General features: G+C 67.5%; 19 protein-coding genes. 4 read left to right on the forward strand and 15 right to left on the reverse strand.

The window, feature by feature from the left end; genetic code table 11:
* Window positions 1-7 precede the first annotated feature (7 nt).
* Window positions 8-688 carry a hypothetical protein gene (locus Herbaro_RS19115; RefSeq protein WP_275011188.1) on the reverse strand — a complete coding sequence of 227 codons (681 nt, stop codon included), beginning with the start codon at window positions 686-688 and terminating at the stop codon, window positions 8-10.
* A gap of 368 nt (window positions 689-1,056) precedes the next feature.
* On the opposite strand from Herbaro_RS19115, the gene cheD reads away from it, so the two are divergent.
* Window positions 1,057-1,668 carry a chemoreceptor glutamine deamidase CheD gene (cheD, locus tag Herbaro_RS19120; protein WP_275011189.1) on the forward strand — a complete coding sequence of 204 codons (612 nt, stop codon included), beginning with the start codon at window positions 1,057-1,059 and terminating at the stop codon, window positions 1,666-1,668.
* A gap of 103 nt (window positions 1,669-1,771) precedes the next feature.
* Here the strand turns inward: cheD and otnI are convergent, their stop codons facing one another.
* From otnI to Herbaro_RS19150, 6 genes are all read right to left on the reverse strand, one after another.
* Entirely contained in the window at window positions 1,772-2,575 is an 804-nt protein-coding gene (gene otnI / locus Herbaro_RS19125) for a 2-oxo-tetronate isomerase (RefSeq protein WP_275011190.1), read from the reverse strand.
* A 107-nt stretch (window positions 2,576-2,682) separates the two neighbouring features.
* Window positions 2,683-3,996: an MFS transporter gene (locus Herbaro_RS19130; protein WP_275011191.1), complete on the reverse strand. Its 1,314-nt coding sequence runs from the start codon at window positions 3,994-3,996 to the stop codon at window positions 2,683-2,685.
* 301 nt (window positions 3,997-4,297) lie between these two features.
* A complete protein-coding gene (gene otnC / locus Herbaro_RS19135; protein ID WP_275011192.1) occupies window positions 4,298-4,936 on the reverse strand; it encodes a 3-oxo-tetronate 4-phosphate decarboxylase in 639 nt (212 codons plus the stop codon).
* Complete coding sequence (otnK, locus tag Herbaro_RS19140) at window positions 4,933-6,219, reverse strand: 3-oxo-tetronate kinase (protein WP_275011193.1); 1,287 nt, start codon at window positions 6,217-6,219, stop codon at window positions 4,933-4,935. Before otnK ends, otnC begins: the two co-directional genes overlap by 4 nt.
* Window positions 6,220-6,264: 45 nt before the next feature.
* On the reverse strand, window positions 6,265-7,230 hold the full coding sequence (gene ltnD / locus Herbaro_RS19145) for an L-threonate dehydrogenase (RefSeq protein WP_342456514.1): 966 nt from the start codon (window positions 7,228-7,230) through the stop codon (window positions 6,265-6,267).
* Between the two features lie 52 nt (window positions 7,231-7,282).
* A complete protein-coding gene (locus Herbaro_RS19150; protein ID WP_275011194.1) occupies window positions 7,283-7,984 on the reverse strand; it encodes a FadR/GntR family transcriptional regulator in 702 nt (233 codons plus the stop codon).
* 297 nt (window positions 7,985-8,281) lie between these two features.
* Between Herbaro_RS19150 and Herbaro_RS19155 the strand changes: the two genes are divergently transcribed.
* Window positions 8,282-9,235 carry a 5'-nucleotidase gene (locus Herbaro_RS19155; protein WP_275011195.1) on the forward strand — a complete coding sequence of 318 codons (954 nt, stop codon included), beginning with the start codon at window positions 8,282-8,284 and terminating at the stop codon, window positions 9,233-9,235.
* Between the two features lie 12 nt (window positions 9,236-9,247).
* Here the strand turns inward: Herbaro_RS19155 and Herbaro_RS19160 are convergent, their stop codons facing one another.
* Complete coding sequence (locus tag Herbaro_RS19160; RefSeq protein WP_275011196.1) at window positions 9,248-10,453, reverse strand: MFS transporter; 1,206 nt, start codon at window positions 10,451-10,453, stop codon at window positions 9,248-9,250.
* Between the two features lie 121 nt (window positions 10,454-10,574).
* Between Herbaro_RS19160 and Herbaro_RS19165 the strand changes: the two genes are divergently transcribed.
* Together Herbaro_RS19165 and Herbaro_RS19170 are read left to right on the forward strand one after the other, a co-directional pair.
* On the forward strand, window positions 10,575-11,372 hold the full coding sequence (locus tag Herbaro_RS19165; RefSeq protein WP_275011197.1) for an AraC family transcriptional regulator: 798 nt from the start codon (window positions 10,575-10,577) through the stop codon (window positions 11,370-11,372).
* A 36-nt stretch (window positions 11,373-11,408) separates the two neighbouring features.
* Window positions 11,409-12,959, forward strand: coding sequence for a CYTH and CHAD domain-containing protein (locus Herbaro_RS19170; RefSeq protein ID WP_275011198.1), 1,551 nt, complete (start codon window positions 11,409-11,411; stop codon window positions 12,957-12,959).
* A gap of 200 nt (window positions 12,960-13,159) precedes the next feature.
* On the opposite strand, the gene pelG is transcribed toward Herbaro_RS19170, so the two are convergent.
* Genes pelG through Herbaro_RS19205 form a run of 7 tightly spaced genes read right to left on the reverse strand, consistent with a single transcriptional unit; the run spans window position 13,160 to window position 26,263 of the window.
* Window positions 13,160-14,530: an exopolysaccharide Pel transporter PelG gene (pelG, locus tag Herbaro_RS19175; protein WP_275011199.1), complete on the reverse strand. Its 1,371-nt coding sequence runs from the start codon at window positions 14,528-14,530 to the stop codon at window positions 13,160-13,162.
* An 18-nt stretch (window positions 14,531-14,548) separates the two neighbouring features.
* On the reverse strand, window positions 14,549-16,147 hold the full coding sequence (gene pelF / locus Herbaro_RS19180; protein WP_275011200.1) for a GT4 family glycosyltransferase PelF: 1,599 nt from the start codon (window positions 16,145-16,147) through the stop codon (window positions 14,549-14,551).
* Window positions 16,144-17,184, reverse strand: coding sequence for a tetratricopeptide repeat protein (locus tag Herbaro_RS19185; protein WP_275011201.1), 1,041 nt, complete (start codon window positions 17,182-17,184; stop codon window positions 16,144-16,146). Before Herbaro_RS19185 ends, pelF begins: the two co-directional genes overlap by 4 nt.
* Window positions 17,174-18,643 carry a PelD GGDEF domain-containing protein gene (locus Herbaro_RS19190; RefSeq protein ID WP_275011202.1) on the reverse strand — a complete coding sequence of 490 codons (1,470 nt, stop codon included), beginning with the start codon at window positions 18,641-18,643 and terminating at the stop codon, window positions 17,174-17,176. Before Herbaro_RS19190 ends, Herbaro_RS19185 begins: the two co-directional genes overlap by 11 nt.
* Window positions 18,644-18,667: 24 nt before the next feature.
* Complete coding sequence (locus Herbaro_RS19195) at window positions 18,668-19,234, reverse strand: penicillin-binding protein activator LpoB (RefSeq protein WP_275011203.1); 567 nt, start codon at window positions 19,232-19,234, stop codon at window positions 18,668-18,670.
* Between the two features lie 47 nt (window positions 19,235-19,281).
* Complete coding sequence (locus Herbaro_RS19200) at window positions 19,282-23,385, reverse strand: tetratricopeptide repeat protein (protein WP_275011204.1); 4,104 nt, start codon at window positions 23,383-23,385, stop codon at window positions 19,282-19,284.
* Window positions 23,315-26,263: a bifunctional glycoside hydrolase/polysaccharide deacetylase family protein gene (locus tag Herbaro_RS19205; protein WP_275011205.1), complete on the reverse strand. Its 2,949-nt coding sequence runs from the start codon at window positions 26,261-26,263 to the stop codon at window positions 23,315-23,317. The genes Herbaro_RS19200 and Herbaro_RS19205 overlap by 71 nt, the downstream gene beginning before the upstream one ends.
* Window positions 26,264-26,389: the final 126 nt, after the last annotated feature.

Below are 26,389 nucleotides of genomic sequence, written 5' to 3' on the forward strand. Positions count from 1 at the left end.
CGCGTCCTCAAGCCCGCGTATCGGCCGGGCGCGACAGCGCTTCCAGCAGTTCGGCATGGCGCACATGGGCGCGCTGCGCCTCGGCCTGCTGCGCGGCGACCAGGCCGTTGACGGCGTCCACCAGTTGGCGGCGCTGCTCGGCCTCTTGCTGCGCCAGGCGCTCGGCCGCTTGCGCGGCGCGGGCGCCGACGAGCTTGGCGCTCCACGCCAGGCGCGCTTGCTCATGAGGGAAGGCGATGGTCCATATTCTCAGGAACAGGAACGCCAGGATGCCCCAGGCAGAAATCTTGAAGTTGGCGCCCAGCGCGTCCATCACCGGCGCCAGCCCGCGCGCGGCATTCGCGCCGGAGAGGCCGGCCACCTCGCTCAATGCCAGGCCGATGCCGATGAAGGTGCCAAGCAGGCCCAGCATCAGCAGCAGCCCGGGCAGCATGCCGGCCCAGCGCTCAGGCGCCGTTGCCACCGCATCGCTGAGTTCTTCCGGCGTGGCATGTGCCAGCGCCTGGACGTCGGCGCCGTCGAGCTCCGCCAGGCGACGCTCCCATTGGCCGGCGCGGGCATGCTTGCGCAACAGCAGCGGGATGGCGACCACCGCCACAACAAACACCAGCGCGAAAAATACCTGCAAGGCGGCGAAGGACGAGCCGTCCAACTGGGGTAGCAAAAACGACGACACCGACTTAGCCATGGCGCGCCACCTTGCCGGCTCCACGCCCCGCTCTCTCGAATTCCCCCATCTTTCCCATCCCTTTCTTCTGCTCTGTTGTCTTGTGTCGTCGCGCCGTACCCGGCGTCAGGAGGGAAGACTAACAGAAACACCGCGCGCGACGCATGCCTGCGGGATGGATATTGCGCGTTTCATTACCCCACGGCAAACCATGCGGGTGATGCGGCGCGCATCGTCAGGAAATCCCCGATATCGCGCCAGGCCCGGCGCGGCGACAATCGCTTCACCAGAGAGCACTACCCGCGTTGCCCGCACGAAAAAAACAATACCGGCGCTTTCCTCACCGGTCCTGGATGCACAAAACGCCTTACCAGCCGCAAGGAACAAGCATGCAAACCATCATCTTCAAGCCGGAAAACTTCGCCTCCTACGTCTACCACGACCGCAATTTCAATTGCGACACGGCCAAGATCCTGCCGGGCGAGTATTACTACACCCATGACGACATGATGATCGTGACCGTGCTCGGCTCCTGCGTCTCGGCCTGCCTGCGCGACCGCGTCTCGGGCATCGGCGGGATGAACCACTTCATGCTGCCCGACGGCGGCGGCGAAGCGGACAGCCCGGTGTCGGCCTCGATGCGCTACGGCACCTATGCGATGGAAGTGCTGATCAACGACGTCCTCAAGGCCGGCGCGCGGCGCGAGAACCTGGAGTGCAAGGTGTTCGGCGGCGGCGCGGTGCTGCGCGGCATGAATGCGCTCAACGTTGGCGAGCGCAACGCCAAGTTCGTCAAGAGCTTCCTCTCGGCCGAAGGCATCCGCGTGGTGGCCGAAGACCTCAACGACATCTGGCCGCGCAAGGTGCATTTCTTCCCGCGCACCGGCAAGGTGCTGGTCAAGAAACTGAAGAATTCCAGCAACGACCTGATCAGCAGCGAGCGCGACTACGCCACCAAGCTCTCGGCCAAGCCGGTGGGCGGCGAGATCGACCTGTTCTGACGCTGCGCCGGCATGCCGGCCCTGAATGAAAAAAGCGGAACGCACAGCGTTCCGCTTTTGTTTTTGCGCCGCGCGTTAGAGCGGCGGCTTCGCGCGTCCCGGCTCAGGCCTTGAGCTGGGTCAGGCCCTGCGCGGCGATCGCCTTGAGCCAGCCCAGGCCGGCCGAGGTGGCGCCGGCCGGATTGTATTCGCAACCGATCCAGCCCTGGTAACCCAGCGTGTCGATCAGCTTGAGCAGGTAGGGATAGTTCAGCTCGCCCACATCGGGCTCGTTGCGCTCGGGCACGCCGGCGATCTGGATGTGGCCGATGCCGGCCATGTCGCGCTTGAGCTTGACGGCGACGTCGCCCTCCACGATCTGGCAGTGGTAGCAGTCGAACTGCACCTTCAGGTTCTCGGCGCCGACCTCGGCGCAGATGGCCTGGGCGTCGTCCTGGCGGTTCAGGAAGAAGCCGGGGATGTTGCGCGTGTTGATCGGCTCGATGACCACGGTCAGGCCGGCCGACTCCGCCTGGTGGGCGGCGTAGGACAGGTTGTCGAGGTACACCGCGCGATGGCGGGCGCGATCCTGCTCGGGCTTGATCAGGCCAGCCATCACGTGCAGCGTCTTGTTGCCGATCACCGAGGCGTACTGCAGCGCGGTGTCGATGCTGCGCTTGAACTCGTCCTCGCGGCCGGGCAACGAAGCGATGCCGCGCTCGCCGGCGGCCCAGTCGCCCGGGGGCGCGTTGAACAGCGCCTGGGTCAGGCCGTTGGCGTCCAGGCGCGACTTGATTTCCTCAGGCGCGTAATCGTACGGGAACAGGAATTCGACGCCCGGGAAACCGTCCTTCGCCGCGGCGGCGAAACGGTCCAGGAAATCGTGCTCCACGTACATCATGCTCAGGTTGGCGGCAAAACGCAGCATCGTGCTCTCCTTGAATGTTGATGTGCGGCCGGCTCGTCGGAACCGGCCATGCTGAAAATCTTAAAGCCCGCAGGCATTCGCGTGCGGGCTTTTTTCCGTTGCCTTGCTTACTTGTTGACCACGGCGGGCTTGGTCACCAGGGTGGCGATCGCACCGACGACCAGCATCACGGCCAGCATGTACATGCCGGTGGCGTTGCTCTTGGTCAGGTCCTTGAAGTAGCCGATCAGGTAGGGGCTGACGAAGCCGGCCAGGTTGCCCACCGAGTTGATGGCGGCAATGCCCACGGCGGCGGCGGCGCCCGACAGGAACGAGGTCGGCAGCGACCAGAACAGCGGCGCGCAGGTCAGCACGCCGGCGGCGGCCAGCGACAGCGAGGCGATCGAGATCGCGGTGTTGTCGGCGAACAGCGCGGCGCCGATGAAGCCGACGCAGCCCATCAGCGCCGGCACCACCAGGTGCCAGCGACGCTCGCGCTTCTTGTCGGCGCTGCGGCCGATCAGGTTCATGGCGATGATGGCGCAGCCGAACGGAATCGCCGACAGCAGGCCGATCTGCAGGTTGCCCACCACGCCGGTGGCCTTCACCAGGGTCGGCATCCACAGCGTCAGGCCGTACTGGCCCATGACGAAGGAGAAGTAGATCAGGCACATCAGCCACACGCGGCCATCCTTGACGATGGCGCCGAAACCGTGGGCGCTTTCCTTGCCCTTCTGGTCGCCGTCGATGTCGGCCTGCAGGGCCTTCTTCTCGTCGTCGGAGAGCCACTTAGCGCTCTTGACGTCGTTGTCCAGGTAGAACAGCGTGACCAGGCCGATCAGCACCGCCGGGATCGCCTCGATCAGGAACATCCACTGCCAGCCTTCCATGCCGCTGCTGCCGTGGAAGGCATCCATGATCCAGCCCGACAGCGGGTTGCCCAGGATGCCGGCGACCGGGATGCCCGACATGAACACCGCGATCACCTTGGCGCGGCGATGCGAGGGGAACCAGTAGGTCAGGTACATGATGATGCCGGGATAGAAGCCGGCTTCAGCCAGGCCCAGCAGGAAGCGCAGGACGTAGAACTGGGTCGGCGTCTCGACGAACATGAAGACCGCCGACAGGATGCCCCAGGTGATCATGATGCGGGCGATCCAGACGCGCGCGCCGACCTTGTGCATCAGGATGTTGCTGGGCACCTCGAACAGGAAGTAGCCGATGAAGAACAGGCCGGCGCCCAGGCCGAACACGGTCTCCGAGAAACCGAGGTCGACCGACATCTGCAGCTTGGCGAAGCCGACGTTGACGCGATCGAGGTAGGCGATCACGTAGCACAGCATCAGGAACGGCATGATGCGCCAGAAGACTTTCTTGTACAGGCCGTCCTTGGCCTCTTCGTTGGAACCGGTTGCGACGCCGGCATTGGTTGCGGTGGTCATGCTGCTTTCATCTCCCTAAGTGGTATCGGGCCGCTTTGCGGCGGCCGCTGGTTGCTTGGCGCCCGCTGGTCGGCGGGCAATTTATGGATTCAATATGGACGGGCGGCGATCGGCTGGCGCGCAGCGGGGATGACACTCCCGGTGCTTGAGGCGGGCAGACGGCTGCTTGGTCGTGATTGATCGTCCGGTCTTGGGCCGGCTCTGGTGCCATCCCTGCCCGTGAGGGCGCGGTGATGGCGCATGGCGTGAAGCGCGTGGCGCCATGCGGGCGTTGCTGCAAACTGCGAGGAGGGGCGCCGGCTTACCAGCGCGCCTTGAAGGTGTCGCGCAGGTCCTGCAGCGCGGATTCTTCCAGCGGTTCGACCTTGCCGCCGGCGAGATGCCACAGCTTGGCGGTCTCTTCCAGCTCTTCCAGCGCGAAGGCGGCCTTGGACACCGAGCTTTCCCACACCACCGGCCCGAGGCGCTCCAGCAGCACGCCGCGCACGCTGCCGGCGATCTTCGCCACCTGCGCGGCGACCTCGGGCGCGCCGGGGCGCGCGTAGCGGATCAGGGGAATATGGCCGACCTTCATCACGTAGTACGGCGTGATCGGCGGCAGCACGTCCTCGTCCTTCCACACGCCGTTGATGGACAGGCTCACCAGGTGCGTGGAATGGGTGTGCACCACTGCGTGCATGTCAGGGTTGTTGTCGTAGACGGCGCGATGCAGCACCAGGGTCTTGGACGGCTTGTCGCCCGAGACCCATTCGCCGCCGGCATCGACCTTGGAGATCGCGGCCGGGTCGAGGTAGCCGAGGCAGGCGTCGGTCGGCGTGATCAGCCAGCCGTCGTCCAGCCGCGCGCTGATGTTGCCGGCCGAACCGACGGTGTAGCCGCGCTGGTAGAGCGAGGCGCCGATGCGGCAGATCTCTTCGCGCAGTTGGCTTTCGCGGCTCATGCGGACTTCCCGGCCAGCGCGCGCAAGGCCTTCTCGAAGAAGTCGACGGTGCCGAAGTTGCCCGACTTCAGGGCCAGGGCGATCGGCTGCTCGTCCAGCGTGGCGGTGGCCGGCACGCCGGGATCGATCTGCGGTCCGATGCGCAGCGCGCGCACGTCCAGCGCCTGCACCACCGCGCCGGAAGTCTCGCCGCCGGCCACGACAAAGCGGCGCACGCCGCGCTGCTTCAGGGCGGAGGCGATGGACGCCAGCGCCTGCTCGACGATGTGGCCGGCCTTGGCCACGCCCAGTTCCTTTTGCACCGCCTTGACCTCATCGGGCGTGGCGGTGGCGTAGATCAACACCGGCTCGCCCTTGATGCGTTCGTCGGCAAAAGCCAGCGCCTGGCCGACCACGTCCTCGCCGCGCGCCAGCGCCAGCGGGTCGATGCGGAAGGCGGGGTGCCTGCCCTTCCATTCGGCGACCTGGGCGTTGGTGGCCTTGGAGGCGCTGCCGGCGAGCACCACCGACAGTCCTTCGATGGCAGGCAGCTGCGCCGCCTCGCCGACCGCATGCAAGAGGCCGGCGCGACGGAAGTTCTCGGGCAAGCCCAGGGCCACGCCGGAGCCGCCGGTGATCAGTTTCAGGTCGGCGCAGGCTTCGCCCAGCGCGAACAGGTCCTTGTCCGAGACCGCGTCGGCGATCGCCATCTTCACGCCGTCGGCGCGCAGCGCGGCGAAGCGCTCCTGCACCGCCGCCGCGCCGCGGGCCACGGCGTCATAGCGCACCAGGCCGACCTTGGACTCGGTCTGGCGCTGCAGCACGCGCACCAGGTTGGCGTCGGTCATCGGCGTGAGCGGATGGTTTTCCATGCCGGATTCGTTCAACAGCGCGTCGGCCACGAACAGATAGCCGCGGTAGATGGTGCGGCCGTTCTCCGGGAAGGCCGGGCAGGCGATGGTGAAGTCCGCGCCCAGTTCCTTCAGCAGGGCGTCGGTCACCTGGCCGATGTTGCCGGCGTCGGTGGAATCGAAGGTGGAGCAATACTTGAAGAAGAACTGCGTGCAGCCCTGCTGCTGCAACCAGCGCAACGCCGCCAGCGATTGCTCGACCGCTTCGGCGGCGGGGATGGTGCGCGACTTGAGCGCGATCACCAGCGCGTCGGCCGCGACCGCCGGCAGCTGCTCGGGCACGCCGATGGTCTGCACGGTGCGCATGCCGCCGCGCACCAGCATGTTGGCCAGGTCGGTGGCGCCGGTGAAGTCGTCGGCGATGCAGCCCAGGAGAGGTTTGGCTTGAGACATGAGGTACTCCGAAATCTGTTCGATGCTGTTCGATGCGGGCGGCGCTTACTTCGCCTTGGCGGGCGGCAGGTCGATGCCCGGGAAGATCTTGATGACGGCCGAATCGTCCTCGCCGCCGTGGCCGGCGGTGGAGGCCATCATGAACATCTGGTGGGCGGCGGCCGACAGCGGCAGCGGGAACTTGCTGCGGCGCGCGGTATCGAGCACCAGGCCCAGGTCCTTGACGAAAATGTCGACCGCCGACAGCGGCGTGTAGTCGCCGTTGAGGATGTGCGGCACGCGGTTCTCGAACATCCATGAATTGCCGGCGCTGTGGGTGATGACGTCGTACAGCGCGTCCGGGTTGACGCCTTCGCGCAGGCCCAGCGCCATCGCTTCGGCGGAGGCGGCAATGTGCACGCCGGCCAGCAGCTGGTTGATGATCTTGACCTTGGAGCCGATGCCATGGGCGTTGCCCAGGCGGTAGACCTTGCCGGCCATGCCCTTCAACACGTCTTCGATCTTGGCGTAGACCTCGTCGGGGCCGGAGGTCATCATGGTCATCTCGCCGGAGGCGGCGCGCGCGGCGCCGCCTGAGACCGGCGCGTCCAGCAGCAGCAGGCCCTTTTCGCCGAGACGCTTGCCCAGTTCCACGGCGAAGTCCGGCGCCACGGTGGCGCTGGAGATCACCACGCTGCCCGGCTTCAAGCCCGACACCACGCCGTTCTCGCCGAACAGCACGGCCTCGGTCTGGGCGGCGTTGACCACCAGGGTGATCACCACGTCGACCGCGCCGGCCAGTTCGGCCGGGTTGGCGCAGGCCACGCCGCCGGCGGCGGCGAATTTCTCCAGCACCTCACGGCGCACATCGCACGCATGCACGTTGAAGCCGGCGCGCAGCAGCGAACTCGCCACGCCGAAGCCCATCGCGCCCAAACCGATCACACCTACATTCCTGGACATAGTCGTCTCCACTCTGGATGGCGCTGCCGCACGATGCTTGCGTTGCAGCCTGCTGCGCCGGTTGATGATGTGACGCCGACCTGGGCCGGCGCCGCTGTTCGTAAATCGCCTGCAGCCGGGGTTAGCTTTGCCCCTGGCTCAGGCGGCGCGCCGCATTGAACATGTGCGTCTGCGCCGCGTTGCGCGCCGCCATCTCGTCGCCGGCGCGGATGGCCTCGACGATGGCTTCGTGCTCCTCGCGCACCTGGCGCGAGAAATCCTCGTAGCGGGCTTCGTTGCCGCGCGTGACCGCCGTGGCCGCCTCCAGGTATTGCGAGAGGAACTCCAGCGTCTTGATGAAGTAAGGGTTGCGCGTGGCCTGCGCCAGCGCGCGATGGAACGCCACATCGGCGGCCACGCCGTCGCCGCCGTCGGCCACGTCGTGGCCGATGCGCGCCAGCGCGTTCTCGATCGCCTCGATGTCCTCATCGGTGCGCCGCTTGGCCGCCTGCGCCGCCACCTCGGCCTCGATGGCGCGGCGCAGCTCGACGATCTGCAGCACCGCGTCCGGCGAACTCACTTCCGTATAGTCGATGCGCAGCGGCTTGATGCCCGCCTGCTCCGTCACGAAAACGCCGCTGCCCTGGCGCGGCTCGACCACGCCCTCATGCCGCAGGCGCGCGATCGCCTCGCGCACCACCGTGCGGCTGACGCCGAACTCCTGCGCCAGCACCGCCTCGGTAGGCAGCTTGCTGCCGCGGGGAAAGGCGCCGCCATCGATGTTCTCCAGCAATTGCCTGGCAACCGTGTCGCTGAGCGCCTGTGCGGGGATCTTCTGAAACATGGTGTCTCGGGTCGTTATCGTAAGGTTATCCGGTCATCATACAAATTTATCTGCAAGGCGGCAACGCGATTTTTTCTCTTTACATGGAGAAACACGTTCGGATACAAACACTTGGAAGAAATTAGGCGAACTTAAGCAGAAATATCCTGCCATTTGCTCAAGACATCAAGAATTCGAATAACTGGCGTACAGGTCGAATGTCGGCGGCCGGCAAGCGCAAGCCGGAGCGATGACCGATACAGGCAAGCTCACGCCGCTCTACAATCACGTTTTTGCCCAGATCCGGAAAACCGCTCCATGCCCTACGACCTCTCAGACAAGCTCGTCATCGGTATCTCCTCGCGCGCCCTGTTCGACCTTGAGGCCGAGAACGCCATCTACGATGAGAGGGGCGTAGACGCCTACTCCGATTACCAGCGCGCCCACGAGAACGACGCGCTGGAGCCCGGCACCGCCTTCCCGCTGGTGAAGGCGCTGCTCAAGCTGAACGACCTGATCCCCGAGCGCCGCCTGGTGGAAGTGGTGGTCATCTCGCGCAACACGCCCGACACCGGCCTGCGCGCCTTCAACGCCATCGCCGCGCACAAGCTCGACATCAGCCGCGCGGCCTTCACCGGCGGCGGCCCGACGGCGCCCTACCTGCAAGCCTTCAAGATCGACCTGTTCCTCTCGCGCGATACCGGCGACGTGCAGGAAGCCATCGACGCCGGCGTGGCCGCGGCCCAGCTCTACACCGCGCCGATCGACTACAGCGCGCCGGAAAGCCAGATCCGCATCGCCTTCGACGGCGACGCCGTGCTGTTTTCGCCCGAGTCCGAACGCATCTTCGCCGAGAAGGGGTTGGAAGCCTTCGCCCGCCACGAGCAGCGGCACCGCAACAAGGCCATGAAGGAAGGACCGTTCGCCAAGCTGCTGCTGGCGTTGTCGGCGATCCAGAAGCAGTTCCCGCCCAAGGAATGCCCGGTGCGCATCGCCATCGTCACCGCCCGCAACAGCCCGGCGCACCAGCGCGTGATCCACACGCTGCGCACCTGGAACGTCACGGTCGACGAAGCCTTCTTCCTCGGCGGCCTGAAGAAGACCGACGTGCTGCAGGCCTTCGGCGCGCACATGTTCTTCGACGACCAGGAGGGCCATGTCGAAACCGCGTCGGTGGTGGTGCCCTCGGGGCGGGTGCCCTACAAGGGCGGCAAGCTGGCCGGCGGCGCGACCAAAGCGCGCGCGGCAAAAACCGGCGCGATCAAGCGCTGACGCAGCCCCAGCTCACTGCGCCGTTGCGCGCGACTCACCGATCACCCGTCCCGCGCGCCCGGCCAGCATGCCGAACACGCCCATCACCACCGCCATGGCGGCCGTCGCCGCCAGCACCAGGTTCCAGTCGCCGAGGGCGTCATGCAGGCGCCCCATCAGCATCGGGCCGACGGCGGCCATCAGGTAGCCCACGCATTGCGCCATCGCCGACAGCGAGGCCGCCTGTTGCGGCGTGGACACGCGCATGCCCACGAAGGCCAGGCCGAGGATGAACACGGCGCCGCTGCCGAAACCGAACAGCGGCACCCAGATCATCGCCTGCGACGGCGCCACGATCAGCCCCAGCGCGCCCAGCACGGACAGCGCCGACGTGCCGGCGGCAATCAGGCGCTGGTCCTGCATGCGCTTGACCAGCGGCACCAGGAAAAGGCCCGCGATGGCCGAAGAGAATTGCAGCAGCCCGTGCAGGTTGCCGGCCTGCGCCGCGCTCTGGCCGTTGGCCACCAGGATCGACGGCAACCAGGCCGTGACCACGTAGTAGACGAAGGAGTTGGTGCCGAGGAACAGCGTCACCTGCCAGGCCAGCGCCGAACGCCACACCGGGACTGAGCCGGCGGGAGCGGGCGCGGGCAGCGTGTGCCTGGCCAGTTGCGGCAGCCACGCCAGCATCGCGACCGCCGGAAGCACGATGAAGGCCGCCAGCGCCCATGGCCAGCCCAGCGCGTCGGCCAGCGGCACGGCGCACACCGAGCCCAGCGCCGACGCGGTGTTCATGGTCAGCCCGTAGATCGCGGTCAGGCGCGTCAGGTCGTTGGGGAAGTCGCGCTTGAGCAGGCTGGGCAGCAACACATTGCCGCCGGCGATGCCGCCGCCGATGATGCAAGTGCCGATCAGCAGCGCCGCAGCCGATCCGGTGGAGCGCAGCGCGATGCCCGCCGCCACCAGCAGCATGGCCAAAAACAGCGTGCGCTCCAGCCCGAAACCGCGCGCCGCCCAGGCGGCGACCGGCGAGAGCAGCGCGAAGCAGGCCAGTGGCAGGGTCAACAAGAGGCCGGCGATGCCGGCGCTGAAACCGAAGGCCTGCTGCAGCATCTCGATCAGCGGGCCGACGCCGGTGACCGGCGCGCGCAGGTTGGCGGCGATCAGCAGGATGCCGAGGATAAGCCAGCCGGGCGAGGCGACAGTGCGGCGGGAGCTGGCGGCGGTGGTGTCGGTCATGGGAACGGGAGGATGATCGAAGTCGGGATCGGCCAAGCTTACCCAATCGCCGCCCGCAAGTATTTGGCTACAATGCCAGCATATTGCTAAAAACGGTCAATCTACCCTTCCCTGGCCCACCATGCCCGCACTGCACGCCTGCCTCGTCCAGCACGACCCCGACCGCCTGACGGCGCCGGTCACGGCGCTGCATGTGCATACCATGGAGAACGAACGCGAGAAGCCCTTCCACACGCACAAGAAGGGCCAGCTGGTGGTGGCGCTGCATGGCGCGGTCACCTGCGAGACTTCGCACGGCATGTGGATCGTGCCGCCGCAATCGGGCGTATGGGTGCCGCCGGGCGTGTCGCACAGTAACCGCGTCACCGCCGACGGCCAGGTGTGCTTCCTGTTCGTCGATCCGGCGGCGGCGGCGATGCCAGGCGCGTGCTGCACGCTGGCGCTGAGCCCCTTGCTGATCCAGATGATCCGCCACCTGGCCGACCAGCCGCAGGACTATGCGCCGGGCGAGCGCACCGCGCGCCTGGCGGCGGTGCTGGTGGAAGAGCTGGAGCACATGACGGCGCAAAGCCTGCCGCTGCACCTACCCATCCCCGCCGGCTCGCGCCTGCGCGACATCGCCCGGCGGCTGGCCGAACATCCGGCCGACCGCAGCACGGTGGCCGACTGGGGCCAGCGCTGCGCCATGAGCGAACGCAGCTTCGCCCGCTTCGTGCAGGCAGAGACCGGCATGACCTTCGGCCGCTGGCGCCAGCAGATCCACCTCATGGTCGCGCTGCAGCAGCTGGCCTCGGGCGCGTCGGTGCAGCGCGTGTCGCAGGAGCTCGGCTACGACTCGGTCAGCGCCTTCATCACCATGTTCAAGAAAATGCTCGGCAAGCCGCCGGCCCGCTACATCGCGCAACGGCAGCCGGCCTGACGCGATCGACCCGACATCCATCTCCCCTCGCCCATCATGGAAACCGAACTCAAACTGTTGCTCGCCCCCGCCCACACCAAGGCCCTGATCAAGCATCCGCTGCTGGCGCGCCACGCGCTGGCGGCGCCGCGCACCAAGGACCAGACCGGCGTCTACTTCGACACGGCCGGGCACGACTTCCGCAAGAACGACGCCGGCCTGCGCGTGCGCCGCACCGGCGGCGAATTCATCCAGACGCTGAAGGCCGGCGGCGGCGTCAGCGGCGGCCTGCACCAGCGCAACGAATGGGAATCGCAGGTCGCCGGCGAGCAGCCCGACCTGGCGGCGCTGCGCGAGATGGTGCCGGCCGGCGCCGCCTGGCGCGACGAGATCCTCTCGCCCGCCGCCGCCGCGCGCATCCGGCCCATCTTCGCCACCCATATCAAGCGCATGCTGTGGGACCTGAAGCTGGACGACGGCTCGGAAGTCGAGTTCGTGCTCGACCAGGGCACGGTCGAGCACGGCGACAGGAACGTCGCGATCTGTGAGATCGAGCTGGAGCTCAAGAGCGGCAGCGCGCTGGCGCTGTTCGACTTCGCGCTGGCGCTGATGCAGGACATCCCGCTGCGCATCGGCATCCAGAGCAAGGCGCAGCGCGGCTACACGCTCTACCACCTGGCCGCGCGCGACGACGGTCCGGCGCCCTCCTCGGCCATCAAGGCCAAGCCGCTGCACCTGTCACGCAAGATGGTTCTTGAACAAGCCTTCGCCGCCATCGTCGGCAATTGCGTCGAACAGGTCCAGGCCAACGACATCGCCGACGGCGACCCGCAGGACGTCGAACGGCTGCACCAGATGCGCGTCGGCCTGCGGCGCCTGCGCTCGGCCTTTACGCTGTTTCACGGCGTGCTGCCGCTGCCGCGCGAACTGGCCGAGGAATTCGAATGGATCTCGCAACGCATCGGCGCCGCGCGCGACTGGGACGTGCTGGCCGGCTCGACCCTGGAGGCGCTGCCGCAGCAGCAGGCCGGCGCGATCAACCTGAAGGCGGTGCGCGAGGCCGCGCGCAAGCAGGCCGTCGCCATGCACAAGGGCGCGGTGGAAGCGGTGGCCTCGGTGCGCTACACGGCGCTGGTGCTGCGCTTCGGGCGTTGGATGCTGGGCGCGCAATGGCGCGCGGAGATGAGCGCCGAACAGCGCGAGGCGTTGTCGCAACCGCTCGCGCGCTTCGCCCGCGAGATGCTGCGGCATGACGAGAAGCGCATGAAGAAGCGCGGCCGCAAGATGGAAGAAGACCCGCGCTCGCGCCACCGCACCCGCATCGCCGCCAAGAAGATGCGCTACGACACCGAGTTCTTCCAGGCGCTGTACGGCGAGAAAAGCAGCCGCGCCTACCTGAAGGCCTTGTCGCGCCTGCAGGACCAGTTGGGCCGGCTGAACGACATCTCGGTGGCCGACGGCCTGCTGGAAGAACTGCAGAAAAAACACTCGCCGCTGGCTGCCAGCATCGCCTACGCCCGCGGCTTCCTGGCGGCGCAGGCGGACGATGGCGAAGAGAAGACGCGGCGGCTCTGGAAGAAATGGAAGGCGCAGGAATTGCCGCAGTAGGCGCGATGACTTCGATACGCCGCTACGCGGCTACTCAGCCCGAACGATTTTTGGGTGCACGGCGAACGGCGCTGGGTTCCTGCTTTCGCGGGAACGACAAGCCGTGCGCATCTTGAGTCTCAGGAGGTGTGGATTACAGCGCCCGTGTCGTCCCTGCGAAAGCGGGGACCCAGCGACTTTTTTCGCACCTCGACATCCCGTCACTGCAACATGAACGTCTCGTATTCCAGCAACTCCAGCTTGCGCGACAGCAGGACACATCCCGCCAGCACCACCAGGAACACCGCCAGCGCAAATCCGAATCCATAGAAGGTCGGTCCCAGCTGTATGGAAATCCACGTGAACACGATGTTGAGCGCCACAAACGCCCCGCACAGGAACAGCACGATACGGCGCTTGTCCAGGTAGAAGAACACGTTCAGGATCCCCAGCAGCACCACCTGCAGGCTGGCCGCGATCACGTCGATGTACAGCAACGGCAGGTACAGCGTGGAAATCCCCAGCCACTTCAGGATCGCCTCCCCCGCCACGATCAGCAGCAAGGTCGCGATCGCCTGGATCTTGATGATCTCGAACAGGCCCAGCCGCACCGTCTCCACCATCCCGTTGCGGTGCTTCTCGATGGTCTCCAGCGAGGCGCCGCCGCGCACCGCGTCATAGAAGGCATCGTAGTCCTCGACGAAATCGGTCTCCATGCGCAGCAGGAAGATCGCCATGCCCGGGATGATCGACAGGTAGGCCAGGAACACCGGCAAGTCGTAGATCACCGAAGCGCGCAGCGGACCGATGATGGCCTGGCTGGTCTCGGGCGTGTACCAGAACATCGCCTTGTCGATCCAGATCGCCGTGTTGTAGAGGAAGCCGATCGCCATCAGCGAGGGGTACAGCTTCTTCCTGTCGTAGAACTCGAAGGAGATGAAACGGTCGGAACCGAAATTGCGCAGGATCAGCGCCATCATCGCCATCAGCAACACCGCCTGGCCCACCACGAAACCGCCCATCAGGCCTTCCAGCCCCAGGCTGCGCAATGCCAGCGCGGCCAGCACGGTGATGGCGTAGCCGATCGCGTAGATCCAGAAGATCGCGCGGTATTGCTTCATCCCCGAGAGGAAGATGGTGGCGATCCAGATGTTGCACATGATGACGAAGGCCGCCAGCAGCAGCAGGCGATACAGCGCGCTCTGCTGGGGGAACAGGAACACCACCGCCAAGAGCGCCAGCGCGCCGCCGGCCACCGTGACGGTGAGCGACACCGCGTGGAAGTTGGGCAGGATGGCGTCGTTGTCCTTCTCGAACAGGCGGTCGGCGGAAAAGCGCGTGAGCGCCAGCTGGAACACGCCGGTGAAGATCAGCGACAGCGAAATCACATAGGTGATGCTGACCTGGAACTGCACGATCACCACCTTGGGCGTGATCACCGCGTAGCTCAGCAAGCCGATCACCAGGATGCCGACGATGGACATGATCCACGGGCCCGAGCTGATCAGCGCCGCGTAGGAGTACGCCTGCATCAGCGACAGCAGGCTGTCGCGCTTCAATATCTTGCGGAGTTCAAAACCTATACCGGCCATCTTATTTTCTCCATGCCGTCACTTGTGCATCGGGCAGCGCAGCGCGCCCGCGGCCGGCGCCGCGTCCTGCGCCAGCGCGTCCTCATACAGGCGGCGGTAGGCGCCGAACACCATGTCCTGCGTGTAGTAGCGCTCCACGCGCGCAATGCCCGCCGCCTGCGCCGCATGCCAGCGCGCCGGATCGGTCAGCAGCTTCAAGGCGGCGTTGGCCAGCGCCTGCGGCTCGGCGATGCCGACCACGTCGCCGGCGGCGCCCAGCGCCTGGTCTTCTTCCGACAGGCCGAAGATCAGCTGGCGGCAGGAGCCGACATCGGTCGCCACCGCCGGCACGCCGGCGGCGAAGCCTTCCAGCAGCACCAGCGGCAGGGCCTCGCTGATGCTGGAGAGCACCACCAGGCCGATCTTGGGCATGAGTTCATCGATCTTCTGGAAGCCCAGGAACTTGACCTTGTCGGTCAGGCCCAGGCCATCGGCGATGGCGTGGCACTCCTCGGCGTAGGCGCGATCCTCGTCCTCGGGGCCGGCGATCCAGGCCTCGGCTTCCGGATACTGGTTGACCACGGTGCGCATGGCGCGGATGAAGGTCTTGACGTCCTTGATCGGCACCACCCGGCCCAGCAGGCACAGCACCGGCGGGATCGGCTGCGCACGCTGCGCGCGCAGCGCGGACAGGCGCGGCAGGTCGATGCCGTTGGGGATGTTCATGGTGCGCTCGGCCGGCGCGCCGTCGCTGACCTGGCGCAGGCGGTTGGTCTCGTAGAGCGCCACGATATTGTTGGAGGCCTGGTAGCACAGGCGCCCCAGCGCCTCGAAGAAGCGGATCCACAGGTCGCGGAAATACGGAATCTGCGACGCGTCCTTCTCGAACACGTTGCGGTTGTCGCGGATCCACTCGCTCTGGAACAGGTCGATCTTGCGCTCCTTGGTGTAGATGCCGTGCTCGGAGAGGATCAGCGGCCGCCCGGTCTGCATCTTCATCAGGCTGCCCAGGAAGCCGGCGTAGCCGGTCGAGATCGTGTGGTAGCACTTGGCCGGGATCATGTTGCGCGCCACCCGCGCCAGGGTCCAGACCGGCAGGTGCATGATGCGCACGGTCCAGAAGTAGTCGACGAAGGACGGGTCGGTGCAGAAGGTACGGTACTGCTCGGCCAGGTAGTCCCAGGCCCGCTTGCTGAACAGGAAGGCGTCCTGGTCCAGCTTGCCGCCGTCGGCCATCTGCGGGATCAGCTCGGCCAGGAGGCCGGTCAGTTCCTCATGCGAGGCGCCGCCGCGGCCGTAGTCGCGGAACTTGGCGTGCAGCCGGTCCATGCCTTCAAAGGCATGGGCGTCGCCGCGCGAGCGCGTCACGCCGGGCGCGGCCAGATGCTCGTGGATGTAATGGCGCTCGATGTGCACCACGTTGTCGGGCAGCGGGTACTTGGGCGAGCCGTAGTCCTGCGCGCGGCTGCCGATGAAGCACAGGCCGAAGCGGATCTCGGGAAAGCCGCGGATGATCTGGTTGACCCAGCTCGACACGCCGCCGCTCACGTAGGGGAAGGTGCCTTCCAGCAGCAGCATGACGTCGCAGTCGGCGGCGCGGCGCTCGTAGGGGTCGATGATAGTGGTCGCTTGGGTCATGCGGAACCTCGATGCGCTGCATCCGGCCGGCCGCCGATGGTGCGGCGGCCATGGCGCCAGTAACGGTGCAGCTGCGGGGTGGAAGAAACGCTGGGGTCGTAGGCCATCTCGATGAACAGCTTGCGCACCTGCTCGAAATCGCGCTCCAGATAGCTCAGCTCGGCCAGGTAAGGCAGCAGGCGCGTGCGCGAGAAACCGTGTTCATAGGCGTTCTGCAGGGCCTCGGCGGCGCCCTGCGTGTTGCCGGTCATCAGTTCCAGGCGCACCAGCATGAACCACAGGCCGGGCTCCTCCTCGTTGATGGCCAGCGACGCCTTGGCGTGCTCGCGCATCTGCGCGCAGGAATAGCTGAGCAGGTCGCCTTGCACCAGGTCCTGGTAGATCAGTTCCTGGTACAGCTCGGCGACCTGCTGGTGCAGCAGCGCCCGCGTCTCCGCATCGCTGACGCCGGCCAGGTGGCTGCGGATGTCGACGATGCGCTGGGTGATCTTCTTTTCCTTGCCGTCCAGGATGCCGTAGGCCAGCAGGCGCACGTCGTCGGCCGGATCGGCCAGCAGGTTGCGCAGCGAATCGCCGCTGCTGCGGGTGGGCGTGTTCTGGATCGCCACCAGCGCGTTGAGCCGGTCGTCCAGCGGCGTCTTCACGTTGCTCAGCTGGGCGCGCACGCGGTTTCCGCGGAAACCGGTACCCTCGCGCCGGCGCACGGTGATGAATTCAGGCGAATCGGTGGTGTCGAAATGATCCTGCGCCGCGTCCTTGGGCCACAGCACGCCGATGGCCAGCGCCACCACGGCGCACAGCAAGCCGGCCACCGGAATGAAGAAGTTGAAGAAGAACAGGTAGGCCAGCAGCCACCGGCGCGGCTGGCGGTAGCGCTGCGGCACCACCAGCGCGATGGCGAGCGCGAACAGCGCGCTCGAGGCCAGGTGCAGCGCCAGGTAGCCGCCGATCACGGCCAGCCCGCCCCCGCCCTGCAGCAGCAGCGCAAGCGAGGCGACCTCGAAGGAAACGCCGGCGATCGAGAACTTATACAGCACAGCGTTCCACCAGGCCGGGCAGCAGACGGGACGGGTCCTCGGTGCCGATGGCGGCGGTGTGCGCCTCGGCATAGTTGGACAGGAACTTGTTGCCGAACTGGGTGTGCGACACCGTCTCCACGCGCATCAGGTAACCGTCGACGGCGGCCGCGCCGGACAGCGGCAGCAGCGTCATCAGGACGTTGCGGTTGCCCGACTTGTAGCTCCAGACCACATCGGCGGCGCGCTTGAGGCGCCGGATCTGGTCGAACATGTCGCGCGAGAGTTCGTCGTCGCCGAACACCAGCGCCACCAGCGAGGAGTCGATGCCGGTGGTGCGCTTCAGGTGATGCAGCCGCACCAGGTCGACCGCCAGCTCCGGCGGGCAGGTCGGCAGCTGCTGCAGCACGGCGCGCGAGGTGGTGCCGACCTCGACGCCGTCGGCGTAGTAATCGATCAGCACCGACAGCAGTTGCAGCGTGTCCTCGTTGAGCGCCACGAAGGGCAGCTTCTCCACCAGCAGCAGGCCGAACAGCTTGCCGTCGAAATTGGCCATCGGCGCACACACCAGGTAACGGCTCTGGTTGCGCAGCGCCTGGTTGACGCTCTCGGTCTGCACATGGGCCAGCTTGCCCTGCTCCAGCGCGTACTTCACCAGCGGGTCGTCGGCGGCGAAATCGGACATCTTGCCGACCGCCGCCAGCGGCAGCGCCTGCACCTTGCCGCCGGCGTCGCAGGCATGCAGGGCGGCAGCCTCGACCTGGCAGCTCTGCGCCAGGATCTGCAGGAAGGCGTCGGCGGCCGGCAGCTTCGACGGATCCCGCATGGTCTGGTTGAGCGTGATGGCGCGCATGCGGTCCAGCGATTCGCGTAGCGTCAGCGGCTTGGACAGCAGGTCCTGCTCCAGCCGCTCATGCGACAGTCGCAACAGGAAGTGATTCTTGGTGAGCATGGTCAGGCGCTCATCCAGGTAAGCGTTGATGGCGCGCAGGCGGCGGCTGCGCACGTTCCAGACTTCGGCGAACTGGCCGCACAGCAGGGTCAGCACCAGGCCGCCCAGGAAATACGGCTGCGGGAACGCTTGCGCCGCCGACACCACGGCCTGCGAGGCGTCCACGTTCTGCGAGTGCGACAGCACATACCAGCCGGCCAGCATGGTGGCCACCGCGATCACCCCGATCGCGCTGCCGTAACGCATGGCCAGGATCGCCGGCACCAGCCAGATCCACGGGAACTGGGCGTCGATGCCGAACGGATCGTCGGGCGAGATCCAGTGCGACAACGCGATCGCCGCCAGCACGAAGGCCACGGTTTCCACCGTGCGCCACGCGGCCTTGACCGGCGAGCCGCTGTCGGTGTCGAAATGCGCAAACACGCTCGACCAGAAGTTCAGGCGGCGCCTGGTCTTGCCGGCCAGCGGCTTGGCGTTGCCGGCCAGTTGCTGGCGCGGCGCGGCCGGCTTTGTTTCGATATCGCTCACGATGCGGTCCTTGCCTGGCGAAATTTAGCGGGCGGCCGAAGTCAGCGGCGAGAGCAGCGAGCGCGACAGCTTCTGCGCCACCGCCGACAGCGCTTCGCGGCTCCAGCCGCTCTTGCCGCCGGCGGCCGACCAGACCACCTTACCGGTGGCGACCTCGACCAGCTGCAGCGTCAGGCCGACGGCCGGTTCGCCATCGATGCCGACCTTGTAGCGCCATTCATCCACGGTGCCGGTCAGGGCGTAGTTGAGGTTCTCCGAACGCGCCCATTCCAGCGCGGCGTCCGTCTGCTTGCGGTCCATCGGCTCGAACAGGGTTTCGTTGTTCAGCGAGGCCGGATAGCGGCGCAGGTTGATCTCGCCGCGGGCGCGCAGGATGGTTTCCGCGATCGCCTCGGCGCGCAGGCCGGCTTGCGGCGTCTCGGTATGGTTGGCGAAGGGCAGCAGGCCCCACTGGGCGCCCGGCGGCAGTTCCGGCGCGCGGCCGATGTCGGTGGTGGAGCAGGCCGCAAGACCGGCGGCCAGGAGCGCGGCCGCGGCCAGGCGCAGCAGTCGCGACAGGGACAGCGAGCTGAAGATGGTTTGTGTTTTCATGATGGTCACCGTGGGTTAGCGATGGGTTGGGACAATGGATAAAAGGGTCAATACAGCCACTTGTACAGCACGCTGAGCTCGAATCCGCGCTGCGGCGTGTTGGGCGTGGCGCTGGTGCTTTGCACGCCGATCGCCAGCACGTCCTGGCCGATCACGCTGCCGGCCGCGCCGGCCCGCAGGTTGCGGCCCCAGCCGATATCGGAGGTGCGGGTCAGGCCGATCTCGGCATAGGGACGCCAGGCGCGGGTGTAGTTGTTCTCCACCACCGTGCCGGCGCCCAGGCTGATGCCGTAGATGCGCGAATCCAGCGGCATGTAGCGGAAATTGGTCGGGTCGTTGCCGGCCGGGACCAGGCGCGCGATCTGGTCGTCGGAAGCGCCCCGGTCGACGAACTTGGCGTCGCTGACGTAGGTGCGCAGCGTCAGGTTGGGATACTCGACGCGCAAGTGCGTGCCGGCCTCGGCATTGAGGGTGCGCCCGCTGCCCAGCGACGTGCCGGCCTGGGTGGTGTAGCGCTGGTAACCGCCGCCCAGGCGCAGGTACTCGGTGCGGCTGAGCAGCACGTTCAGGTTCAGCTCGCCGCCGGCGCGCTTGGCGCCCACACGCATCAGGGCCGAGTCGGTCGCGGCCAGGTTGACGCCGCCGTTGCCCGACAGGGTCAGCTTGGGCGTGAGCTGTTGCGAGTAGTCCAGGCGCAGGCCGTTGAAGGATTGCATGGCGTCGCGGTGCTGCAGGCCGACGCTGACGAAGCCGTCCTCGATGCGCCGGCGCAGCGAAAACTCGAACAGCCGGTCCACCGAGGGCACGTCGCCCAGCAGCGTGGCGTCGTCCACGGTCTGGCGGCGCTCGGTGTAGTTGAACGTCAGCCGCGTGCCGGGCGTGAGCGCGAAACCGGTCGACAGGTCGAAGCGCTTGGTGGCCAGCGGGAACTCGCGGCTGGAGGTGTAGCCGGCGGAGAACCTGGCCGGCTCGTCGGTGACCAGGTTGGTCAGGCGATTGTGCAGTTCATCGTCGGCCGGCAAGCGCTCCAGCTGGTCGAAGGCCAGGGTCTGCGCCAGCGGGATGCGGCCGGCCACGCGCGCGGCCTCGATGCGGTCGTACATCGGCAGCCAGTCGGCCAGGTTATCGAGCATGCGGTTCAAGCCCTGGCGATCGTCGGCCGCCAGCGCGAGGGCCAGTTCGCCCCACAGCGGCTTGTCCAGCTCGCGCGCGAAGCGGGTGGCCAGCCAGGCGCGCGCCAGGTCGGATTCGCCGGTGTTCATGGCATAGGCCAACGCCAGTTCGCGCACGCTGGAGGACAGGCGCGCATCATCGCGCGGACGCTGGCCGGATTCCGAAGTCGGCGCGAACAGCGCGTCCGGCCCCTTGTCCAGTTTGGCGGCGATGGCCTCGCGCTCGCCGCGCTCGCCGGCGTCGCGGCGCGCGGCGGCTTCCATCTCCTTCAGCAGCGCGGCGCCGTCGGCGGCCGGCAGCTTCCTGTCGGCCGGCGCCGCCAGGGCGGCGGCGTCGCTCTTCAACAGCGCCTGCATCACGCGCAGGCCGGCGTCGGACTGCATGAACAGCGGCGACAGCGCGGCCAGCCGGTCGCGCCATTCGCGCAGCTGGGTCGGCGGGATATTGCGCAGCACCTTGGGATCGCGCAGGTCGAACCAGGCGCGGCGGCGGATGCGCCAGGCCAGGTCGGGCTGGCCGGTGGCGTCCAGCGCCTCGGCATAACTCATCAGCCACAGGTAGTCGTTCTGCGGGAAGCCGGATTTGCGGAACCAGTGCAGCGCCACGTCCTGGCGGTTCAGCGACATGTTGGCGGCGGCGAACGGCCCCCACAGCTGCGGCAGGGTTTCGGCCTCGCCCGACCACAGCGTCAGCGCGCGCTTGAGCAATTCGGTATCGCGCCCGGCGATCAGCACCCAGATCAGCTCGGCGCGCACCTCGGCCGAGCGCGGCCGCAGCGCCAGCGCCGCGGCCATGTCGGCGCGCGCGCCCGGCAGGTCGCGCCGCAGCTGCTTGATGGTGGCGCGCACGGTGAGGTAAGGGACGTTCTTTTCCAGCAGCGCGTTCTGCTGCGCGGTGATGCCGTCGATGAAGGCCTGGGCGCCGTCGAGGTCGTTGATGCGCTGCCGGTAGGTCAGCGCCTGCACCGCGAAATTGGGCACGCCGGTACGGCGGAAACCGAACTCGGCCAACTCGGCGGCGGCCCGCGGCTGCGCCTCCTGGATCACGCCCATCATGTTGCTGATGTCGCCCTCGTCGGCGCGGTCGGAGGCCAGCAGCTGGTCGTAGCCGCGGCGCGCGCGGCCTTCGAGTTCGAGGAAGCGCGCCACTTCGGCGTAGGCGCGCCAGAAATCGACATTGGCCACCGGCGCGGCCGTGGCGGCCTCGTCGAGGATGTCCATGGCCTGCTCGATGCGGCCGTTCAGGTAGAGCTGGTTGGCCGACAGCAGCGCGTTGCCCGGCGTGGCGCCGAATTCGCGGCGTTGCCGGCGCAGCAGTTCCAGCGCATCGGCGTCGCGTCCCATGCGCAGGTACAGTCGCGCCAGCGCATCCATCTCGGCATTACGTTCGGTGGCGACCGCCTGCCCGCGGCCGGCGCTCTTCTTCAGGCTGGCTTCCAGCAGCGCCGCGGCGCGGTCGGCCTGGCCGATGTTCTCATACTGGGCCACCAGTTGATTGAGCCACTTGGGGTTGCCCGGCTCGACCTGCATCTTGTGCTGCAGCGCCTCGACCAGGATCTCCTGCTCGAAGGTGCCCTGGGCGATGCGCAGCACGTTGTCCCAGGCGCCTTCGTCGCCGGACAGGCGCGCGTAGGCCAGCCATTGCGGCGTGGCTTGCTCGGGCACGCCGCTCCACTCGCTGACCTCGGCCAGGCGGCGGCGCCAGGCGGCGCTGTCGGGTTTCTGGCGCACCGCCGATTGCGCCAGCAGGCGCGCGTCGTCCAGGTTGCGGTTGCCGAGGAAGACGTTGTAGGCCAGCGTATAGATGTCGTCGTCGAAGGGCAGCCTGGCGATATCGCGGCTGGCGGCCAGGTCGACCGCGGCGGGGCGCGCGTCGGCGGCCGCCGTGCGCAGCATGCGGCCATCGCGCATGGCGTCGCGCATGCGCAGGCTGAGTTCGCGCGGCGAATGCAGCAGCGCCTGCGTCAGGCGCAGCGAGCGGGTGAATTCGCGCATGCCCTGGAACTGCACCTGGGCGTAAGCGCCCTGCCCGGCTCCGGCCAGCGGCGTGCCGCGCAGGTTCATGGACAGCTGCAGCAGCTGCTTGACGTAGCGCTGCGCCGCGTCCGGACGATTGGCGGACTGCGCCAGCCTGGTCAGGAACAGCAGCGTTTCCTTGTCGGCGGCCAGCGGGCCGATGTTGGCATCGGCCGCCTCCAGCGCCTCGCGGTACATGCCGCCGGCCTGCAGGGTGCGCAGCGCGGTCATGAAATGCTCGCGCCGCGCCGCCAGCGAACCGGCGCTTTTCATCGCCAGCAGATAGAAGGCGGCACTGCTGCGGTAGTCGCCCAGGCCCAGGCTTTCCTTGCCCAGGCGCAGGACGTCGGCGTTGGGCATCTGCGCCGTCGAACCGTCGGCCAGGATACGCCCGAAAGCGACGTGCGCGGCCTCGGTATCGCCCAGGGCCAGCGCGTCCTGCGACAGCTGCAGCCATTGCTGGGCGGTGAGCGGGTAGGTCATCAGCTGCTGCAGCTGGCCGCGCAATTGCGCGACCTGGCCTGCGCGCTCGGGCGATTTCTCCGGCAGCGCATAGGTTTCCTGCTGGCGGATGCGGTACTCCAGCCAGGCAGCATCGAGCCGGGCGGCGGGGTCGTTGCCTTGCTGCAGCAGCGCCAGGTGCTGGCGCGCCTCGGCGAACTGGCCCAGGCCGATCATCTGGCGCACCAGCTCGGCGCGCAGCGCGGCATTGGCCGGCTGCGCCTTGAGGAAGACCTTGAGGTACTCGACCGTGAGCTGGTCGGTGCGACCGCTGGCATTGGCGACCTCAAGGCGCTGCTGCAGCGAAACCTTGGGGTAGACCAGGGCGAACACCGTCCCGACCGCCAGCGCGAAGCCGGCGATCGTCCAGGGCGAAAACAGCCTCAGCCGTTCATAAGGTGCATTGAACGAGTACCAGGTGCCTTGTTGTCGCGAGTTTGGCGTTTGAGGAGCCGATGTCATATTGGTGAACCGCGGACTTGCTAGTGAAATTCTTGGCCCAGGATTGGGCGGCGATGCTGGCCGACGCGCCGCGCGCGAGCGCCGCGCCGTCGGCGCTGGCGCTGCATTGCCCGGCGCCGGTCACGCTGAAGGTGGACGCGCCATTGGCCTCCAGCGTGAAGCTCAGCTCCGCCTTGTTGCCGCTGACGGTGCGCTTGAAGTCGCCGACCTTGCCGCCGGCCTCCAGCAGCATGGGCAGCTGCGCGGCGGGCGCGGCGCGCTCCTTCAGGCGCACTTCGCCGGCCGCGGCGATCAGGTAGCGGCCCTCCGGCCCCGGCGCCATGCCGGCCACGCCGGGCGCCGCCAGGTCGTATTCGGGCGCGCCGTCGGGCACCCGCAGCGTGCGCAGGTTGGCGCCGGTGCGATAGACCAGGGCGCCGTCGGCGGCGCGCGCAATGCTGGTGTTCTCGAAGTCGATCACCTTGCGGATGTATTGCGACACGTACAGCCGCGTGAACGGCTGCGCCTGCGCCCAGCGGTGGATCTTGTGCAGCGCCGCCACCGAGGCCGGCTTGGTGCCTGCATAGAAGTGGTAGTAGATGTCGACGGCCTTGAAGCGGACCGGCTCGCCGGTCAGCTCATAGCTCTCGATGGCGCGCTCGAAGCCGTAGAACGGGCCGGTCCAGTTGCCGGTGTAGACGTTCTCGTCCTGGTTGGGCGCGAACACCTGGTACCAGCCCTGCTTGCGCACGCCCTGCGCGGCGATGTCGGTCCAGCTCTTGCGGCTGTTGGTGATCATGGTGTCGCCGCCGTTCATGTTGAGGTAGCCGTCCAGGTAGGTCTGGGCGATGGCCTCGGCGGGCGGCACGCAGTTGCCGGTCCACAGGAAGATCTCGGCCTTCTTGCCCGGCGGCAGCAGCGTATTGTTGATGTAGTCCATCGACCCCTTGATCTCGCGCTGCAGGTTGAACTTGTAGTGCGGGATCTCCAGCGTGTGGGAGGCGTCGCCGTCCATCTGCGTGATGTCCGCCTTGCTGGTGCCGTGCATGGCGTCGGCCCAGGAGAACGGATGCGAGAACGAGTGGCTGGCCGGCTCGATGTAGGGCAGCGTGTACATCTTGCGCGCCAGCGCGGTGGTCTGCGCCGACAGCTTGGGGTACACGCCCTGCGGGCTCAGCTCGCCCTCCACCACCGAGACGGTGACCGGGAAGCGGTACTTGTCCCAGATCTCGCGCTGCAGGACTTCGACGGCGAACGGCGAGCCGGGATACTCGGCCTTGGAGGGAAAACCGTCGCCGTCCAGGTGGCTCATCATGATGCGGCGCCCGCCTTCGGTGGTGACGTCGGGCACGGGAATGTCGGGCAGGCGCAGCGCGCGCTTGAGGAAAGCCAGCGGCTGCAGCACCCAGCGCGGCGGATCCAGCACCGGCAGCGTGGTGGTGGCGAAAGGCGCCAGCGCGAAACCGCCCCAGGGCGTGATCGCCGCGGCGTCATAGGTGTTGTTGCGGTTGTCTTTCATGCGCAGCAGCGACTTGGCGCCGGGGTCGGCCAGGCGCACGTACTCCAGCTGCGTGCGGTCCACCCGCGGCTTGGTCTCGAAACCCATCAGCTCGGGATCGGCCTCGACCACGCTGAGCTTGTCCGGCGCCGGCGCCGAGAAACTGCTCAGGCCCAGCGTATCGGCGGTGACCTTGGTCATCTGGAAGCCGAAGGCATTGAAGATCGCCACCGGCACGCCTTCCCGGATGCGCGCCTTGATCCACGGCCCCAGCTGCTGGTGGTCGATGCCGCTGCGGAACCAGGTCACCACGCCGGCGTAGCGCCCGGCCAGCGGCTCGGTCGGCAGGCCCTGGCGGCCGACTTCGCGGAATTCGTAGCGCAGGCCCAGGTGGTTCATCTGGATGCCGAGGAAGCGTTGCGCCTCGCTGGTGTGGAGGTCGTCGCCCTCGGCCAGGTCCAGCAGCACCAGCACGTTGCGCGGCACCAGCTCCACGCTGGAGACGCCGACCGACATCAGCGCGCCGTCGGCCACCCAGGGAATGAATCCGTGCGAGGAAATCTTCCTGGCGGTATCGCGCGCCAGCTGGCGCGCGCCGGGCTGCTGCGGATCGACGTAGTCGATCGAGACCACCGGCAGGTGGTATTTGTCGCGCACGGCCTGCATCTGGCCCTGCAACCAGGCGCGGTCGTTTTCTGGCACCGGGCCGTAGCTGCGGCGGCCGGCGTCGTAGCCGCGATACAGCGACTCGGCGGCCACGGCGTAGGTCAGCGGGGCGATCTCCGGCAGCAGCTCGAAGCCGCGGTTGAGGAACAGCCTGGCCTCGGGATAACGGCGCTTGAATTCACGCAGCGTCTCCACCATGGCGGCGGTCTGGCGCGCGCGCTCGGCGTCGGTCTTGGCGAACAGCTGGTAGGAGTCGAGCGTGTCGAGGAAGAAGCCGCGCCAGCCTTGCGCCCACAGCGGCGCCACGATCTTGTCCAGGAAGAAGTCGCGCCAGCCCGGCGCAGCCTGGTCGATCACGCGGCTGCCCCAGGCGGCGTTGTCGCCGCGCAGCAGGCCGGGCGGCAATTGCTTGTAATAAGGACGCGAGGGCTGCACTTCGCCCAGAGAGACATAGGCGAACAGCTGGTGCGCGCCATCGGCCGCGGCGCGGGTGCGCGCGGCGGGATTGGAGACGAACTCGGGCTCCACCACCGCAACGTCGAAGGCCTGCAGGTCGGCCAGCGGTGGATTGGGGCCGTAGTAGAAGGCCACCGAAGCCGGCGCATCGGCGGCGGCGGCCTCGACGGGCGCTGTCTGCGCCGGCGCGGAGCCGGCCAGCAGCGCGGCGCCGCCGGCGGCAAGCCCCCATAGCAGCACACGCAGCGTGCGCGCGCCCGCCCTTGCAAACCGAATCACCGCTGATGGCTGTTGTGCGCTACCCGACGACACGCCCCCTCCTTATTGATTAAATTATTGTCAACAATGCCGTATAAGACCACTGATGAGGCGTTACGGGAAATCCGGAAATTCCTGAGCAAGGAC

The sequence above is a fragment of the Herbaspirillum sp. WKF16 genome (assembly GCF_028993615.1).
Taxonomy (GTDB): domain Bacteria; phylum Pseudomonadota; class Gammaproteobacteria; order Burkholderiales; family Burkholderiaceae_D; genus Herbaspirillum.